Origin of the sequence: Pseudomonas guariconensis, assembly GCF_900102675.1 — a bacterium.
In the GTDB taxonomy this organism is placed as follows: domain Bacteria; phylum Pseudomonadota; class Gammaproteobacteria; order Pseudomonadales; family Pseudomonadaceae; genus Aquipseudomonas; species Aquipseudomonas guariconensis.
Map to the genome: position 1 here is coordinate 316515 of NZ_FMYX01000003.1, position 15344 is coordinate 331858.

The following is a 15344-nucleotide window of genomic DNA, read 5'->3' on the forward strand; positions in this document are numbered from 1 at the left end:
TTACCTTTCATAAACCTGTCATGAAACCTTCATCCGTCCCGCTTAGCGTGACGGCATGACCGAACAGATGAATGAGAAGAGGAAGCAAGCCAATGGATGACTATCAGGAAGAGCTGCTCGAATACCAGGCCTATGAGCTGGACCCTATGGAGCCGGCGGACGACGCCACCGAGCTCTAGCATTTCACACAGGCCTTAGCCCACCCGCCGCTGATTGCGGCGAAACTCCCCCGGCGTCAGGCTGGTCCAGCGCTTGAATGCGCGCTGGAAGGCCTCCGCCGAGGCAAACCCCAAAAGATAAGCGATTTCACCGAAGGCCAGCTCCGTATCGCGGATGTAGGTTTCGGCGAGGTCGCGGCGTGTGTCATTGAGCAGGCTGCGAAAGCGCGTGCCTTCCTCGGCCAGCTTGCGACGCAAAGTCCAAGTGGGTAGTTGCAGGTGACGCGCCACGGCTTCAAGGTCCGGTTCCTGTCCACCATTGAGCAACGGGCCGAGCAGATGAGTGATGCGTTCACCCAGGCTGCGCACGCGGGTGCGTTGGGCCAATTCCGCTTCGCACAGCTGCAACAGGTGCTGCCAGGTGCTAGGGCAATGCTGGAGGTTGGGCAAATCCAGGGTGGCGCGGTCCAGGCGCAATTGGTTGCTGGATGCGCCAAACTGCACCGGGGTTGCGCTCAACGCCTGGTATTGGGCCGCATAGCTGGGCGCCTGGAATTCGATCTCCATGCGCTCGGCCTGCACCGAGTGGCCTGCCAAGTGCGAGAGTTGGGCCAGCCAGCCAGCCAGCAACGAGTCGACCACGAAACGGTTGTAGGCATTGTAGGGGCTGATGGAGTAGAAGCGCAGCCAAGCGCCGTGGGCGTCCTCCTGAAAGCTCGACTGGCCCCGGTAATTGGCGGCATACAGCGGCTCGAAGTGCAGCAGGACACGCGCGGCCTCACCCAGGGTCGGGGCCTGGGCTGCCGTGACGCCAGCCAGCCCTGCCTGGGCCAGACGACTCAAGCGGCCCATGTGCAGGCCTAGGGCTGGTTCGCCGCACAGCTCGATGGCGGCATGGCCCAAATGCATGTAGCGGGGAATCGACAGGCGTGCGCCCGCTTCGGCCAGGCGAGGGTGGTCCAGTCCATAGCGGCGTAGGAGAGGAGCCGGGTCGTGGCCCAGTTGCTGGAGTGCTTCGCCCAGCGGTTGGACGAAGCCCACCGAGAGGTCGCCCAGGCGTACGCGAGGCCGGGTCATGGGGTTACAACCAAAGGTTCAGCAGGCGGGCACCCTGGCTGGAAGTGCCGGCCAAATGCGTGCCTGCCTGGTTGGCAAAGCCCTGTCCGTCACTGCCTTGTTCCCAAAACTGGCCACGCAGGAATACGCTCAGGCTTGGGGTGATGCTGTTGGCGGTCAGGGTCAGTTGTTGCCAGGCCGTCTGTTCGCTGACTTCGCCACGTTGCAGTGGCAATTCGGCCGTCGCGTCCTGGTGGCGGTTGCCGCGCCAGGGTGTATTCCAGGTGTCCTTGCCGCTGAGGAAAACAGGATTGGCGATCAGATCCACCGACTGCTGCGCCAATTGCCGGTAGTTTTCCGGGTACCAGCTGTCGCTGCCCACCAGCACGCCGAGGCGGCCAGCCGGGGTCTGAATGACCTGCAAGGGAAACTTGCGTCCGTGATGGACGTAGCGGCGTACTTCGCTGTCCGGATACTGTTGGCGTTGGGGTTGGCCCAGTACCGAACCGTCACCGCCGAACACCAGGCTGCTGTTGAACAGAGGGCCGCTGCCGGGGCGCAGCACGCCGTTATCCAGGTAGGGCGCGGGCAGGACGATGGAGCCTGCCACCAGCGTCACGCCGAACTCCTTGGCCAGGCCACCGAACAGTTGCTGATAGTCGCTGGCCATCTGTTCGGCCTTCATTCGCAGGTGGGCGTCGGAGCGGCGATCGTCACCGGTGGCGGTGAGCATGGCCAAGCCGTAGCGCAGTGGGTTGCTCACCTCCAGCCACTGCCAGGCTTCGTGGCGCTGGGTGACCTGGTACAGCTCGTTCTTTTCGCCCCGGGCCCAGAGCCAAGTGCCGATGTGTTCCGGCAACACCACCACTGTACGCGGGCTGACCAGACCTTGGGCGCGAGCCTGTTCCAGATAAGCTGACAGCTTGCGGTGCAGACGTTGCAGGTTCTGGTAATCGCCCGGGTAGAGCACCGGTTCGATTCCCAGCAAGTTGCCGTGTTCGCCCGGTACGCCGTGATTGAGCGCCAGTTCGATTCGCAAATCGGAAAGGTAATGGCCTTCCGGTCGCTGCATCGTCCAGAAGCCGTAGCCGCAGAGGGCGGCGATCATCACCAGCGCTAGAGCGCCTGCCAGGAGTTTTCGCATGAAGCGCCAAGGCACCTTCACTGTATAGGGTGTCCTAGGGTAGTCCTGCTGTGCAGGAGGATCAATAAGTTGTCAGTTTCGATCATTGAGCCTGTTCAAACGGCTGTTTAATGTCGCTGTCTATAAACGACGGGGCCTGCGAGGCACCCGCGCTCCGTGATCCTGCCACCTGGGAGTTCATCCATGGCCGCCACCCTTTATCCGCACCTGCTGGCCCCGCTCGACTTAGGTTTTACCACCTTGCGCAATCGGACCTTGATGGGCTCGATGCACACAGGCCTCGAGGAGCGCCCAGGTGGTTTCGAACGCATGGCCGCCTATTTCGCCGAGCGGGCTCGGGGTGGTGTCGGCCTGATGGTCACCGGTGGCATCGCGCCGAATGACGAAGGCGGGGTGTATTCCGGCGCGGCCAAGCTCAGTACCGAGGAGGAGGCCGACCAGCACCGGATCGTCACCGAGGCTGTGCATGCCGCCGGTGGCAAGATCTGTCTGCAGATACTGCACGCCGGGCGTTACGCCTATAGCCCACGCCAAGTCGCGCCCAGCGCCATCCAGGCGCCGATCAACCCGTTCAAACCCAAGGAGCTGGACGAGCAGGGCATCGAGAAGCAGATCGCCGACTTCGTCAACTGCGCCACGCTGGCCCAGCGCGCGGGCTACGACGGCGTCGAAATCATGGGGTCGGAAGGCTACTTCATCAACCAGTTCCTCGCCGCCCATACCAACCAGCGTACCGACCGTTGGGGCGGCAGCTACGAGAACCGCATGCGCCTGGCCGTTGAAATCGTGCGCCGGGTGCGTGAGGCAGTCGGGACCGATTTCATCATCATCTTCCGCCTGTCGATGCTCGACCTGGTGGAAGGAGGCAGCACGTGGGACGAGATCGTGCTGCTGGCCAAGGCCATCGAGCAGGCCGGGGCTACCTTGATCAACACCGGAATCGGCTGGCACGAGGCGCGCATTCCAACCATCGCCACCAAGGTGCCGCGCGCGGCTTTCACCAAAGTGACCGCCAAGCTGCGGGGCGCTGTGAGCATTCCGCTGATCACCACCAACCGTATCAACACGCCGGAAGTGGCCGAAGCCGTGCTGGCTGAAGGCGATGCCGACATGGTGTCCATGGCCCGACCATTCCTGGCTGACCCGGAGTTCGTCAACAAGGCCGCCGCAGGCCACAGCGAAGAGATCAACACCTGCATCGGTTGCAACCAGGCCTGCCTGGACCACACCTTCGCCGGCAAGCTCACCAGTTGCCTGGTCAATCCTCGTGCCTGCCACGAGACCGAGCTCAACTACCTCCCAGTCACCCAGATCAAGCGCATCGCCGTGGTCGGTGCGGGCCCCGCGGGCCTGGCCGCGGCTACTGTGGCCGCCGAACGTGGTCACCAAGTGACGCTGTTCGACAGTGCCAGTGAGATCGGCGGGCAGTTCAATGTTGCCAAACGTGTCCCAGGCAAGGAAGAGTTCCATGAAACCCTGCGTTACTTCCGCAACAAGGTGGCGCGCACCGGTGTCGACCTGCGTCTGAATACTCGGGTCGGGGTCGATCAGCTGGTGGCGGGCGGTTTTGACGAGATTATTCTCGCCACCGGCATCAGCCCTCGCACACCGGCCATTCCAGGCATCGAGCATGCGAAGGTGTTGAGCTACCTGGACGTGCTGCTCGAGCGTAAACCGGTCGGTAAGCGCGTGGCGGTGATCGGAGCGGGCGGCATCGGTTTCGACGTATCCGAGTACCTGGTACATCAGGGGGTGGCTACCAGCCAGGATCGCGAGGCGTTCTGGAAAGAGTGGGGCATCGATACCCATCTCGAGGCCCGTGGTGGTGTGGCAGGCATCAAGGCCGAGCCGCATGCGCCAGCGCGGCAGGTGTACCTGTTGCAGCGTAAGAAAACCAAGGTCGGCGATGGCCTGGGCAAGACCACAGGCTGGATTCACCGCACAGGCCTGAAGAACAAGCGGGTACAGATGCTCAACAGCGTGGAATACCTGGCCATCGACAATGATGGTCTGCATGTGCGTATCGGCGAGGGCGAGCCGCAGGTGCTGGCAGTGGACAATGTCGTCATCTGCGCGGGCCAGGAGCCGCTGCGTGAGCTGTACGACGGGCTGGTCGCGGCGGGGCAATCGGTGCACCTGATCGGTGGGGCGGACGTTGCGGCGGAGCTCGATGCCAAGCGGGCAATCAACCAGGGGTCGAGGTTGGCTGCTCAATTGTGATCGTCTCGAGGGTGCGGGGGCTTTGCATCCCCCGCAGTCTGTTCCGCTTCCCGTGATCTCGGTCTTGGGAAGTTTCTTCAAAGACGCTCGGAAACGTCGCCTGTAGGGATGATCGGGATTACGCGTACGCTCCTGAAAGCTATCCAAGCTTATGAGAGCGTTGCATGTTTTCCACCAAAATCATTAGTGCATTTACAGCCTCGCGTCTATTCAGCACGAGCGTGTTGTTGTGGTTGTTAACTGCGCCGCTTGATGGTCAGACAGCAGAGGTCACTGTCAGTGCTCGTTACAAGGGGAATGTGACCGGAGCGTTTGAGAACACCACACCCCAGGCCAGCTTCTGCAGTATCTGGGTCGGTGTGTGCAAGGACTTCCAGGCGTTCACGGTGAGCTTGCCGCTAACCTACGACAAGGTGTCGACCCATCAAGCTGCGAATGCACGGGAACAGTTCTACATAAAGTTACCGGCACGTCGTACTGTTCAGGTGGTCCATGAAAAGGGCATCGACACCCATCAGCTGGTTTTCGAGATCACTCACAGCAGTCAGAAAATACAAGGCGACACAAATTTTTCCAATACGGCAAATCCTGTGTTCACGGCTTATCCTCAGGGCGGCTGCAGTTATCTAAGAACCTATCTGACTGCGCATCGGGCTTATTATCTTTGGGCAACGCGGTCACCCGAAAGTCCCTCGCCCTGTTATTCCAGCGGTCAGGGGGGGCAGCCAAAAGAGGTGTATTTCACCCCGGTGAGTGACATGGGGATCGGCTATAGACTGACCATGCCTTCAGCTTTGCGCATGAAGCAGGGCCTCTATCGAGGCAGTGCAAGCTTCACGGTGGGGCCGGGAGGTGATTTTGATCTGGGCGATGGCGTCAGCAATCTCAACTCGCCGACTCTCACAATCAACTTTGAACTGGACGTGCAGCACGCCTTCGTCCTGAACTTCCCCGCAGCGAGTGATCGTGCCGTGCTGGAACCTCCAGGGGGCTGGTCGCGGTGGCTCGGGGGTGGCACGCCGCCTTCTCGCCTGGAGCGCAGCCTGCGCTTGAACCTGTGGTCCACTGGCCCGTTCAAGGTCTATAAGACGTGTCAGTACGATCAAGGGACGAGCTGTGGCATTCGCAACGGCGCGGGGCATCAGGTGCCGGTAGACGTGGCCTTGACGCTGCCCTCAAGCGTGCAGCATGCCAATGCGCCTGTGCAGCGACTGACTATTCCGACCGGCCGCGCTAGCGCCCTGGCGTTTGACATGGCCATGCCCGTGGCTGGCCAGTCGGGGCAGTTGCACTTCGATGTCGTCTCCCAGCATGTCAAATCCATGCTCGACTATCCCGGCAGTGTGTATCAGGGCGATGTGACGGTATTGTTCGATGCCACGCTCTGAGCGGGTGCCCACCGGGTGCAAAGGCGCAGGACGGGGTGCACAGGAGCCTCCTGATCTCGATACACTCGCCTAATGTCTTACGCCTTTGCCGACCTTCCCCAAGCACCTTTGCAGCCGTTGTCCTTGCCCTGGCTCGAGCACGCCGGTGTCCAGCTCGCCGTGCTGCGGCTGGACTTGATCGACCCGCTGATCAGCGGCAACAAAGGCTTCAAGCTTCGCCACCACCTGCGCGACGCCCATGCCATGGGCGCCCCCGGGCTGATCAGCCTCGGCGGCAATCACTCCAATCACCTTCACGCCCTGGCGGCTGCGGGCAAGCGCTTTGGCTTCGCCACCGCGGGGCTGCTGCGTGGGCATCCGCAGGACACTGCCACCGTTCGTGATCTGCAGGCCTTTGGCATGGAGCTGCACTGGTTGGGTTACGGCGGCTACCGGGAACGTCACCAGGTAGGTTTCTGGACGCCTTGGCTGGCGCGCTATCCTGGGTGGTACTGCATTCCCGAAGGCGGTGGCGGGCTGGCGGGCGCCGAGGGTTGTCGACTGATCGTGGAGCAGGCGAGGGCGCAGCTACCGATGCTGGGTTGGACGGATTACCACGGCTGGTGGCTGGCGGTGGGGACCGGGACCACGTTGGCAGGCCTGGTGATGGCAGAGCAGGGCCGTCGTGGGGTGCATGGCGCCTTGGCGGTGCCACCTGGGCATGGCGTCGAAGAAAACCTCTCGGCCTTGGTGCAGGGCGGCTATGAACTGCATGGCGCGTGCCGTGGCGGATTCGCCCGGATCGACGATGAGCTGCTGGCGTTCATTGACCAAAGCGAGCGCGAAAGTGGCCTGCCGCTGGAAGCGGTGTACACCGGCAAGGCCTTGTTGGCCCTGCGCGATCAGGTCGTGGCCGGGCGTTTTGCGCGCGGCACACGCCTGATCTTCCTGCACACCGGCGGGCTGCAGGGACGTCGCGGTTACTTGTAGGGCAGCATGCGCAGCAGCGTGTCGTCGCGGCGCACATAGTGGTGATAGAGGCCGGCCACGGCGTGCAGGCCGATCAGCCAGTAGCCCCAACTGCCGACTCGCTCATGCCAGCCTTTGACGAATTTGGCCAGGTCTTGATCGGGCGCGACCAGTGCAGGCAGGTCGAGGCCATAGAAAGGGATCGGTTTGTCGGCGGCGCTGAGGATGATCCAACCGGCGATTGGCAGGCCGATCATCATCACATACAGCAGCAGGTGCACCAGGTGCGCCAGCCCCGTCTGCCAGGCCGGTGGCTTGGGGACGATCGGTGGCGTCGGGCGGCTCAGGCGCAGGGCCAGGCGCAGCCAGACCAACACGAACACCGTCAGGCCAAGCATGAAGTGCAATTCTTTCATCAGGTCGCGCTCGGCGCTGCCTTTGGGAAACAGACCGCGCAGCTCGATGGTGGCGTAGACCGCAGCCAGTAGCACCAGCATCAGCCAGTGCAGGGTGATGGACAGACGCGCGTAATGCGCCGTGGGCGTGGGTGAAGCCATGGTGGTTCCTCATCATCAGGTCGCAATTGCGCTCTTGAGTGGCGCGTGAGAGGTATTTTAATGGCAGGCTGGATTTTTTCTTTGCGCCAGGTCGATGAAATTTGTTCTTGGTGTGGCCCCGACGCGAGGTCGGGGCGCTTTGATTATCAAGCCGAGAGTTGCGGCCAACTGTCGGCGACCAGGAACACCCGCTCGGTCTCTTGCCAGGTACCGTCCCCGGCCACCTCCAGCCTGACCAGCAATTGCGCGCGCGCCTGATCGTCCAGTTCGCCCAGCCAGGCCTCGAACTGCAGGGGCGACCAGCACGCCGTGGCCTCCACCCGCGCCGGTGCCAGCCAGGCATGGCGGGGCAGGGGCTGCCAGCGTCCGGTTGGATTGGCCTGCTGGTAATCAGGCCAGTCGCTTCGACGCAACCAGCGCCCGCGCAGATGCTGTGCGTTGGCGCCGACCGGTGATTCGGCAAGCACTGGCCAAGGGTAGAACAGGTAGCCGCCGAGCCAAGCATGTGCCCGTGCCTCGTGCACCCCTAGCGATGCCAGGGCCTGGCGGCTCTGGGGCCAGGATGAGATCGTCAACTGATGGCGGGCCAGGTGGCCCAGTTTGCGGTCCAGGCGGTCATGGCAGCCCGGGCCCAGCCAGTGCGCCGGATCATGGCCGTCCCCGCCGGATGGCCCCAGGTAGAGCTTGATGGCCAGTTCCAGATGGTGAACGCCTTCCCGGTCACGTAGGACGATATCCAGCTCTCCCAGGGTGTGTCCGCCTTCGCGGATCGGCAGGTTGGCTGCCAGCAGCTCGACGCCGGGCGCTTGGCCCAGGGCGAACTGCCACAGGCTTTCGTAGTACAGCCCGAGGCGGTGGCTGGTGAGGCGGGCGAGCCAGTCGAGCAGCGCCTGTTCGTCTTGGTCCAGCGCCAGTAGCCACTGTCGCAGGCGTTCGGGGTCGTCCGCCCAGGCGCTGGCCGTCAACGGGTGACGTTGCGCACAGGGCGGTTGGCTCAGCAGGGCAGGCGACAACACTGTCCACGCCAGGTCGCGTACGGCGGGGCGGCGCAACTGGCCAGGGAGGTCGTGAAGATCGGCGAAAGGCGTCATCCAGCGAGCATAGCCGGTTTGCCGCTGGCTGGTCGTTTCGCCCATAATCCCAAGGGCCACACTGGCCATCCGTCACCCCGCCGCAGAGCCTTGCAGGAGCACCATGGAGCAATTTCGCAATATCGGTATCATCGGTCGCCTTGGCAGCTCCCAGGTGCTGGACACCATTCGCCGACTGAAAAAATTCCTGATCGAGCGCCACCTGCATGTGATCCTCGAGGACACCATTGCCGAGGTGCTGCCCGGCCATGGCCTGCAAACCTCCACACGCAAGCTGCTGGGCGAGGTCTGCGACCTGGTCATCGTGGTCGGTGGCGACGGCAGTCTGCTCGGCGCGGCTCGCGCCCTGGCTCGACACAACATCCCGGTGCTGGGGATCAACCGCGGCAACCTGGGCTTTCTCACCGACATCCGTCCCGACGAGCTGGAGACCAAGGTCGCCGAGGTGCTCGACGGCCACTACCTGGTGGAAAACCGCTTCCTGCTGCAGGCGGAGGTACGTCGTCACAACGAGGCCATCGGCCAGGGCGATGCGCTCAATGACGTGGTGCTGCACCCAGGCAAGTCGACGCGGATGATCGAGTTCGAGATCTACATCGATGGCCAGTTCGTCTGCAGCCAGAAGGCCGACGGCTTGATCATCGCCACCCCCACCGGCTCCACCGCCTACGCGCTCTCCGCGGGTGGGCCGATCATGCACCCCAAGCTCGATGCCATCGTCATCGTGCCGATGTACCCGCACACTTTGTCCGGGCGGCCGATCGTGGTGGACGGCAACAGTGAACTCAAGATCGTCGTCTCCCAGGACCTGCAGATCTACCCGCAGGTCTCGTGCGACGGCCAGAACCACTTCACCTGCGCCCCAGGCGACACCATCACGGTAAGCAAGAAACCGCAGAAGCTGCGCCTGATCCATCCGCTGGACCATAACTACTACGAGGTGTGCCGCACCAAGCTCGGCTGGGGCAGCCGTCTGGGGAGTGGAGGCGACTGATGTTCGATCCGGCACGCAGTTTCGACATCATCGGCGATGTACACGGTTGTGCCCTGACCCTGGAACGCCTGCTCGACGCCATGGGCTACAAGCGCCAGGGGGGCGTGTGGCGCCATCCTCGCCGCCAGGCGCTGTTCCTCGGCGATATCGTCGATCGCGGCCCGCGCATCCGCGAGGCCTTGCACATCGTCCATGACATGGTCGAAGCCGGGCAGGCCTTCTGCATCATGGGCAATCATGAGTACAACGCCCTGGCCTGGGTCACTCCGGCGCTGCCAGGCAGTGGCAAGACCTACGTGCGCGAGCACACCCCGCGCCACGCTCGGCTGATCGACGAAACCCTGACCCAGTTCGCCCAGCACCCAGGTGACTGGCACGATTTCCTGCAATGGTTCTATGAGCTGCCGTTGTTCGTCGACGCTGGGCGCTTCCGCCTGGTCCATGCCTGCTGGGACCCGGGGCTGATCGAGCCGCTGCGTCGGGAGTACCCGAACGGGTGCATCGATGAGCATTTCATCCAGGCCTCGGCGGTCTCCGGTAGCTTTGCATCTACCGTATGCAACCGCCTGCTGCGCGGTACCGACATGCGCCTGCCGGACGGTCTGACGCTGACCGGTGGCGATGGTCTGACTCGCGCCTTCTTCCGCACCAAGTTCTGGGAAGAAGACCCTCAAACCTATGGAGACATTGTGTTCCAGCCCGACGCCCTGCCCGAGGACGTGGCCCGCACGCCCCTGAGCCACAGCCAGAAAAACGCCCTGCTGCGTTACGCCGAGGACGAGCCGTTGCTGTTCGTCGGTCACTACTGGCGCAGCGGCCGCCCGGCCCCGATCCGCGGCAACCTGGCCTGCCTGGACTACAGCGCCGTGCTCTACGGCAAGCTGGCGGCCTACCGCCTGGATGATGAAACCCGCATCGACCCCCACAAGTTCGTCTGGGTCGACGTCGAACGCCCGCAGGCCAGCCAATGAACGTGATCGCCGCAATGCGCCTGCCGCTGTCGGTCGACCTGGGCGGATTCGTCAAGATGTTGCGCCGGTTGCAGGTCCCGCACCGGGTGGTCGAGCAGGGACAGGAGCAGATCCTCTGGGTGCCGGAGTCGCTGGCCGAGGACGTGCGCGAGCTGTATCAGCGCTATCCCGAGGGCAACGACGAAATCCAGTTGCCCGAAGAAGTGCTCGCGGGCATGGCCCAGCGTCCCTCCCTGGCTGAGCAGGCCCGGGTCTGCAAGATCACCGCCGGGATGCTGCTGGCGTGCCTGGTCGTCGCCGTGCTGACCGGTCTGGGTGACAACCTGTCGACGGTTGGCTGGTTCACCTTCCTGGATTTCCGAGTGCAGGGCCAGTACCTGTACTTCACCTCGCTGGAGCAAGGCTTGGCCGAGGGGCAGTGGTGGCGGCTGGTGTCGCCGATGCTGTTGCATTTCGGTGTGCTGCACCTGGCCATGAACGCCCTGTGGTACTGGGAGTTGGGGCGGCGCATCGAGTTGCGTCAGGGCCCTTGGGCGTTGCTGGGCCTGACCTTGCTGTTCAGCCTGGTGTCCAACCTGGCCCAGCATTACACCAGCGGCCCCAGCCTGTTCGGCGGCTTGTCCGGTGTGCTCTACGGTTTGCTCGGGCATGTCTGGCTGTACCAGTGGCTGGCGCCCAGCCCGTTGTTCAGCCTGCCCAAGGGCGTACTGGTGATGATGCTGGTGTGGCTGTTGATCTGCCTGACCGGCGTGATCGGCCAGCTCGGCTTCGGCCAGATCGCCAATGCCGCCCACGTCGGTGGACTGCTCATCGGATGCCTGACCGGGCTCTTGGGCGGGGCCCTGGCACGGCGTAAACTGTCGGCTTGATTTAGGAGATGTTATGTCCACCTTTGCGCAAATGATCGAAAACATCACCCCCGAGATCTACGAGAGCCTGAAACTGGCCGTGGAAATCGGCAAATGGGCTGACGGCCGCAAGCTGACTCCGGAGCAGAAAGCGCTGTCGCTGCAGGCGGTGATCGCCTGGGAGATGAAGAACCTGCCCGAGGAGCAGCGCACCGGCTATATGGGCCCACAGGAGTGCGCGTCGAAATCGGCACCGGTCCCCAACATCCTGTTCAAGTCGGACTCGGTACATTGATCGAACTCGCTCGTGGCTCTCTGAGCAAAATGGCGGTGCGCCTGGAAGCACCGGTTGTCCAATACGCCTTTCGCCTCGGTGAGGAGCAGGTGCCGGTCAATCCACTGATCGGCAAGACCCTGCGCCTGGAGTACCTCGGCGCCATCCACTGCACCCACTGCGGCAAGCGCACCAAGACCAGCTTCAGCCAGGGTTACTGCTACCCCTGCATGACCAAGCTGGCCCAGTGCGATGTCTGCATCATGGCCCCGGAAAAATGCCATTACGACGCCGGCACCTGCCGTGAGCCGTCCTGGGGCGAGCAGTTCTGCATGACCGACCATGTGGTGTACCTGGCCAACTCCTCGGGTATCAAGGTCGGTATCACCCGCGCCACCCAGCTGCCCACCCGCTGGCTCGACCAAGGCGCCAGCCAGGCCTTGCCGATCCTGCGCGTGGCCACCCGGCAACAGTCTGGCCTGGTCGAGGATCTGCTGCGCAGCCAGGTACCGGACCGTACCAACTGGCGAGCGCTGCTCAAGGGCGACGCCGACGTGCTCGACCTGCCAGCCATCCGCGAACAGATCTTCGATGCCTGCGCCGAAGGCCTGCAGGGCTTGCAGGCGCGCTTTGGCCTGCAGGCGATCCAGCCGCTGGCCGACGCCGAAGTGGTCGAAATGCGCTACCCGGTCGAGGCCTATCCGAAAAAGATCGTGAGCTTCAACCTGGACAAAGACCCTGTGGCCGAAGGCACGCTGCTGGGCATCAAGGGCCAGTACCTGATCTTCGACACCGGTGTGATCAACATTCGCAAGTACACGGCCTATCAATTGGCCGTGCACCAGTAAAAGGACCAGCACGATGCGTACCGAACAACCGCAAGTGATCTACCTCAAGGATTACCAGGCGCCTGAGTACCTGATCGACGAGACGCACCTGACGTTCGAGCTGTTCGAGGACCACAGCCTGGTCCATGCGCAGTTGGTCATGCGCCGCAACCCGGCCCGGGGCGCTGGTCTGCCGCCGCTGGTGCTCGACGGCCAGCAACTGGAGCTTCTGAGTGTGCAGCTGGATGACCAGACGCTGGCCACCGGCGACTATCAGGTCGATGACGACAGCCTGACCGTGCAGCCCAAGGCTGAGCGGTTCACCCTCGATACCAGCGTGAAGATCCATCCAGAGAGCAATACCGCGCTCGAAGGCCTGTACAAGTCCGGCAAAATGTTCTGCACCCAGTGCGAGGCCGAGGGTTTTCGCAAGATCACCTACTACCTCGATCGCCCGGACGTGATGAGCAAATTCACCACCACCGTGATCGCCGAGCAGCATCGCTACCCGGTGTTGCTGTCCAACGGCAACCCGGTCGGCAGCGGACCGGCCGAGGACGGTCGTCACTGGGCAACGTGGGAAGACCCGTTCATGAAACCGGCCTACCTGTTCGCCCTGGTGGCCGGTGACCTGTGGTGCGTCGAGGACACCTTCACCCGCCAGTCCGGTCGTGACGTGACCCTGCGTATCTACGTGGAGCCGGAGAACATCGACAAGTGCGACCACGCCATGGTCAGCCTGAAGAAGTCCATGCGCTGGGACGAGGAGGTCTACGGCCGTGAATACGACCTGGACATCTTCATGATCGTCGCGGTCAATGACTTCAACATGGGCGCCATGGAAAACAAGGGCCTGAACATCTTCAACTCCAGCTGTGTGCTGGCGCGTGCCGAAACGGCCACCGACGCCGCCCACCAGCGGGTCGAGGGGGTGGTGGCCCACGAGTACTTCCACAACTGGTCGGGCAACCGGGTGACCTGCCGCGACTGGTTCCAGCTGTCGCTCAAGGAAGGCTTCACGGTGTTCCGCGACGCCGAGTTCAGCGCCGACATGAACTCGCGCACGGTCAAGCGCATCGAGGACGTAGCCTACCTGCGCACGCACCAGTTCGCCGAGGACGCAGGTCCCATGGCCCATCCGGTTCGCCCGGACAGCTTCATCGAGATTTCCAACTTCTACACCCTGACCGTGTATGAAAAGGGTGCCGAAGTGGTGCGCATGGTCCGTACCCTGCTGGGCAGCGAAGGCTTCCGCAAGGGCAGCGACCTGTACTTCGAACGTCATGACGGCCAGGCCGTGACCTGCGATGACTTCATCAAGGCCATGGAAGACGCCAACGGCGTGGACCTGACCCAGTTCAAGCGTTGGTATAGCCAGGCCGGCACGCCGCGCCTGGAGGTCAGCGAAGCCTATGACGCTGCCGCGCAGACCTACAGCCTGACTTTCCGCCAGAGCTGCCCGCAGACCCCGGACAAAGCCCAGAAGCAACCGTTCGTGATCCCTGTGGAACTGGGCCTTTTGGACGCCCAGGGCAACGACCTGCCACTGCGCCTGGCCGGCGAAGCTGTACCGCAGGGCACCAGCCGCGTGTTGTCGGTGACCGAAGCCGAGCAGACCTTCACCTTCGAAGGCATCGCCGCCAAGCCACTGCCGTCGTTGCTGCGTGGTTTCAGCGCGCCGGTCAAGCTGAGCTTCCCCTACGATCGCGACCAGTTGATGTTCCTCATGCAGCACGACAGCGATGGCTTCAACCGCTGGGAAGCGGGTCAGCAGCTGTCGGTGCAGGTGTTGCAGGAGCTGATCGGCCAATATCAGCGCGGCGAGGCCCTCAAGCTCGATCAGCGGCTGATCACTGCCCTGGGCACGGTACTGGGCAATGCGGCGCTCGATGCAGCGATGGTCGCCGAGATGCTGTCGCTGCCTGGTGAGGCGTACCTGACCGAGATCAGCCAGGTGGCCGACGTCGATGCCATCCATGCAGCCCGTGAATTCGCTCGCAAGCAGATCGCCGAGCAGCTGTTCGACGCCCTGTGGGCGCGCTACCAGGCCAACCGCGAAGTCTCCAGCAAGACCCCTTACGTCGCCGAAGCCGAGCACTTCGCGCGCCGCAGCCTGCAGAACATCGCCCTGTCGTACCTGATGCTCACCGGCAAGCCACAGGTGTTGCAGGCGACATTGGAGCAGTTCGAGCACTGCGACAACATGACCGAGCGTCTCACCGCCCTGGCGGTGCTGGTCAACTCGCCGTTCGAGGCCGAGCGCGCCAAGGCCCTGGACGCCTTCGCCGAGCACTTCAAGGACAACCCGCTGGTCATGGACCAGTGGTTCAGCGTGCAGGCCGCCAGCCCCCTGCCGGGTGGCCTGGCGCGGGTCAAGGCGCTGATGCAGCACCCGGCCTTCACCCTGAAGAACCCCAACAAGGTGCGTGCGCTGATCGGTGCCTTCGCCGGGCAGAACCTGGTGAACTTCCACGCCGCCGACGGTTCGGGCTACCGCTTCCTGGCGGACCTGGTGATCGAGCTCAACGCGCTCAACCCGCAGATCGCTTCGCGCCAGTTGGCGCCGCTGACCCGCTGGCGCAAGTACGACGATGCGCGCCAGGCTCTGATGCGTGGCGAGCTGGAGCGCATCCTGGCTTGTGGTGCGCTGTCCAGCGATGTGTATGAAGTGGTGAGCAAGAGTCTGGCCTGAACCGGACTGACAGGGGCTGCTGGGCAGCCCCATTGCAGGCTTCGTCAGCCCCTATCAACCTAGGTGGGAGCTGGCGAAGCCTGCGATGGGGCGCAGCAGCCCCTTTCTTTTTGCTTAACAAAACATAACGTCCCGCTCGTTGTTTTCCCGCCGATATCCCCGATAGGATGGCCCCA

13 protein-coding genes are annotated in these 15344 nt (G+C 63.2%); 9 read left to right on the forward strand and 4 right to left on the reverse strand.

Translation table 11 applies throughout. From position 1 onward, the window contains the following. Positions 1-194: 194 nt before the first annotated feature. Positions 195-1235 carry an AraC family transcriptional regulator gene (locus BLS27_RS06875; RefSeq protein WP_090343817.1) on the reverse strand — a complete coding sequence of 347 codons (1041 nt, stop codon included), beginning with the start codon at positions 1233-1235 and terminating at the stop codon, positions 195-197. Between the two features lie 4 nt (positions 1236-1239). Continuing rightward, positions 1240-2358, reverse strand: coding sequence for a carbon-nitrogen hydrolase family protein (locus BLS27_RS06880; RefSeq protein WP_090344033.1), 1119 nt, complete (start codon positions 2356-2358; stop codon positions 1240-1242). 183 nt (positions 2359-2541) lie between these two features. Here BLS27_RS06880 and BLS27_RS06885 point away from each other — a divergent pair, with 183 nt between their 5' ends. The 3 genes from BLS27_RS06885 to BLS27_RS06895 all read left to right on the forward strand — a co-directional run bounded on the left by BLS27_RS06885 (position 2542) and on the right by BLS27_RS06895 (position 6935). Then, a complete protein-coding gene (locus tag BLS27_RS06885) occupies positions 2542-4578 on the forward strand; it encodes an NADPH-dependent 2,4-dienoyl-CoA reductase (protein ID WP_090343819.1) in 2037 nt (678 codons plus the stop codon). Between the two features lie 164 nt (positions 4579-4742). Then, complete coding sequence (locus tag BLS27_RS06890; RefSeq protein WP_090343821.1) at positions 4743-5966, forward strand: hypothetical protein; 1224 nt, start codon at positions 4743-4745, stop codon at positions 5964-5966. Between the two features lie 72 nt (positions 5967-6038). Continuing rightward, positions 6039-6935: a 1-aminocyclopropane-1-carboxylate deaminase/D-cysteine desulfhydrase gene (locus BLS27_RS06895; RefSeq protein WP_043206800.1), complete on the forward strand. Its 897-nt coding sequence runs from the start codon at positions 6039-6041 to the stop codon at positions 6933-6935. On the opposite strand, the gene BLS27_RS06900 is transcribed toward BLS27_RS06895, so the two are convergent. Both BLS27_RS06900 and BLS27_RS06905 read right to left on the reverse strand, forming a co-directional pair. After that, the gene (locus BLS27_RS06900; RefSeq protein ID WP_090343824.1) at positions 6926-7471 is read right to left on the reverse strand and encodes a cytochrome b; all 546 of its coding nucleotides are present in this window, start codon (positions 7469-7471) and stop codon (positions 6926-6928) included. The genes BLS27_RS06895 and BLS27_RS06900 overlap by 10 nt on opposite strands. Before the next feature lie 146 nt (positions 7472-7617). Next, positions 7618-8607 (reverse strand): DUF1853 family protein, encoded by a 990-nt coding sequence (locus BLS27_RS06905; protein WP_090343825.1) that lies wholly within the window; start codon positions 8605-8607, stop codon positions 7618-7620. A gap of 58 nt (positions 8608-8665) precedes the next feature. Here BLS27_RS06905 and BLS27_RS06910 point away from each other — a divergent pair, with 58 nt between their 5' ends. The 6 genes from BLS27_RS06910 to pepN are packed head-to-tail and all read left to right on the forward strand — an operon-like array spanning position 8666 to position 15168. Further along, positions 8666-9556 carry an NAD(+) kinase gene (locus BLS27_RS06910; protein WP_043206793.1) on the forward strand — a complete coding sequence of 297 codons (891 nt, stop codon included), beginning with the start codon at positions 8666-8668 and terminating at the stop codon, positions 9554-9556. Further along, on the forward strand, positions 9556-10527 hold the full coding sequence (locus BLS27_RS06915; RefSeq protein ID WP_090343828.1) for a metallophosphoesterase: 972 nt from the start codon (positions 9556-9558) through the stop codon (positions 10525-10527). Before BLS27_RS06910 ends, BLS27_RS06915 begins: the two co-directional genes overlap by 1 nt. Beyond that, complete coding sequence (locus BLS27_RS06920) at positions 10524-11396, forward strand: rhomboid family intramembrane serine protease (protein ID WP_090343830.1); 873 nt, start codon at positions 10524-10526, stop codon at positions 11394-11396. Before BLS27_RS06915 ends, BLS27_RS06920 begins: the two co-directional genes overlap by 4 nt. Before the next feature lie 13 nt (positions 11397-11409). Beyond that, positions 11410-11670, forward strand: coding sequence for a YeaC family protein (locus BLS27_RS06925; RefSeq protein WP_043206786.1), 261 nt, complete (start codon positions 11410-11412; stop codon positions 11668-11670). Beyond that, the gene (locus BLS27_RS06930; RefSeq protein WP_043206785.1) at positions 11667-12497 is read left to right on the forward strand and encodes a DUF2797 domain-containing protein; all 831 of its coding nucleotides are present in this window, start codon (positions 11667-11669) and stop codon (positions 12495-12497) included. The genes BLS27_RS06925 and BLS27_RS06930 overlap by 4 nt, the downstream gene beginning before the upstream one ends. A gap of 13 nt (positions 12498-12510) precedes the next feature. Then, positions 12511-15168 (forward strand): aminopeptidase N, encoded by a 2658-nt coding sequence (pepN, locus tag BLS27_RS06935; protein ID WP_043206782.1) that lies wholly within the window; start codon positions 12511-12513, stop codon positions 15166-15168. The last annotated feature ends 176 nt before the right edge of the window (positions 15169-15344 follow it).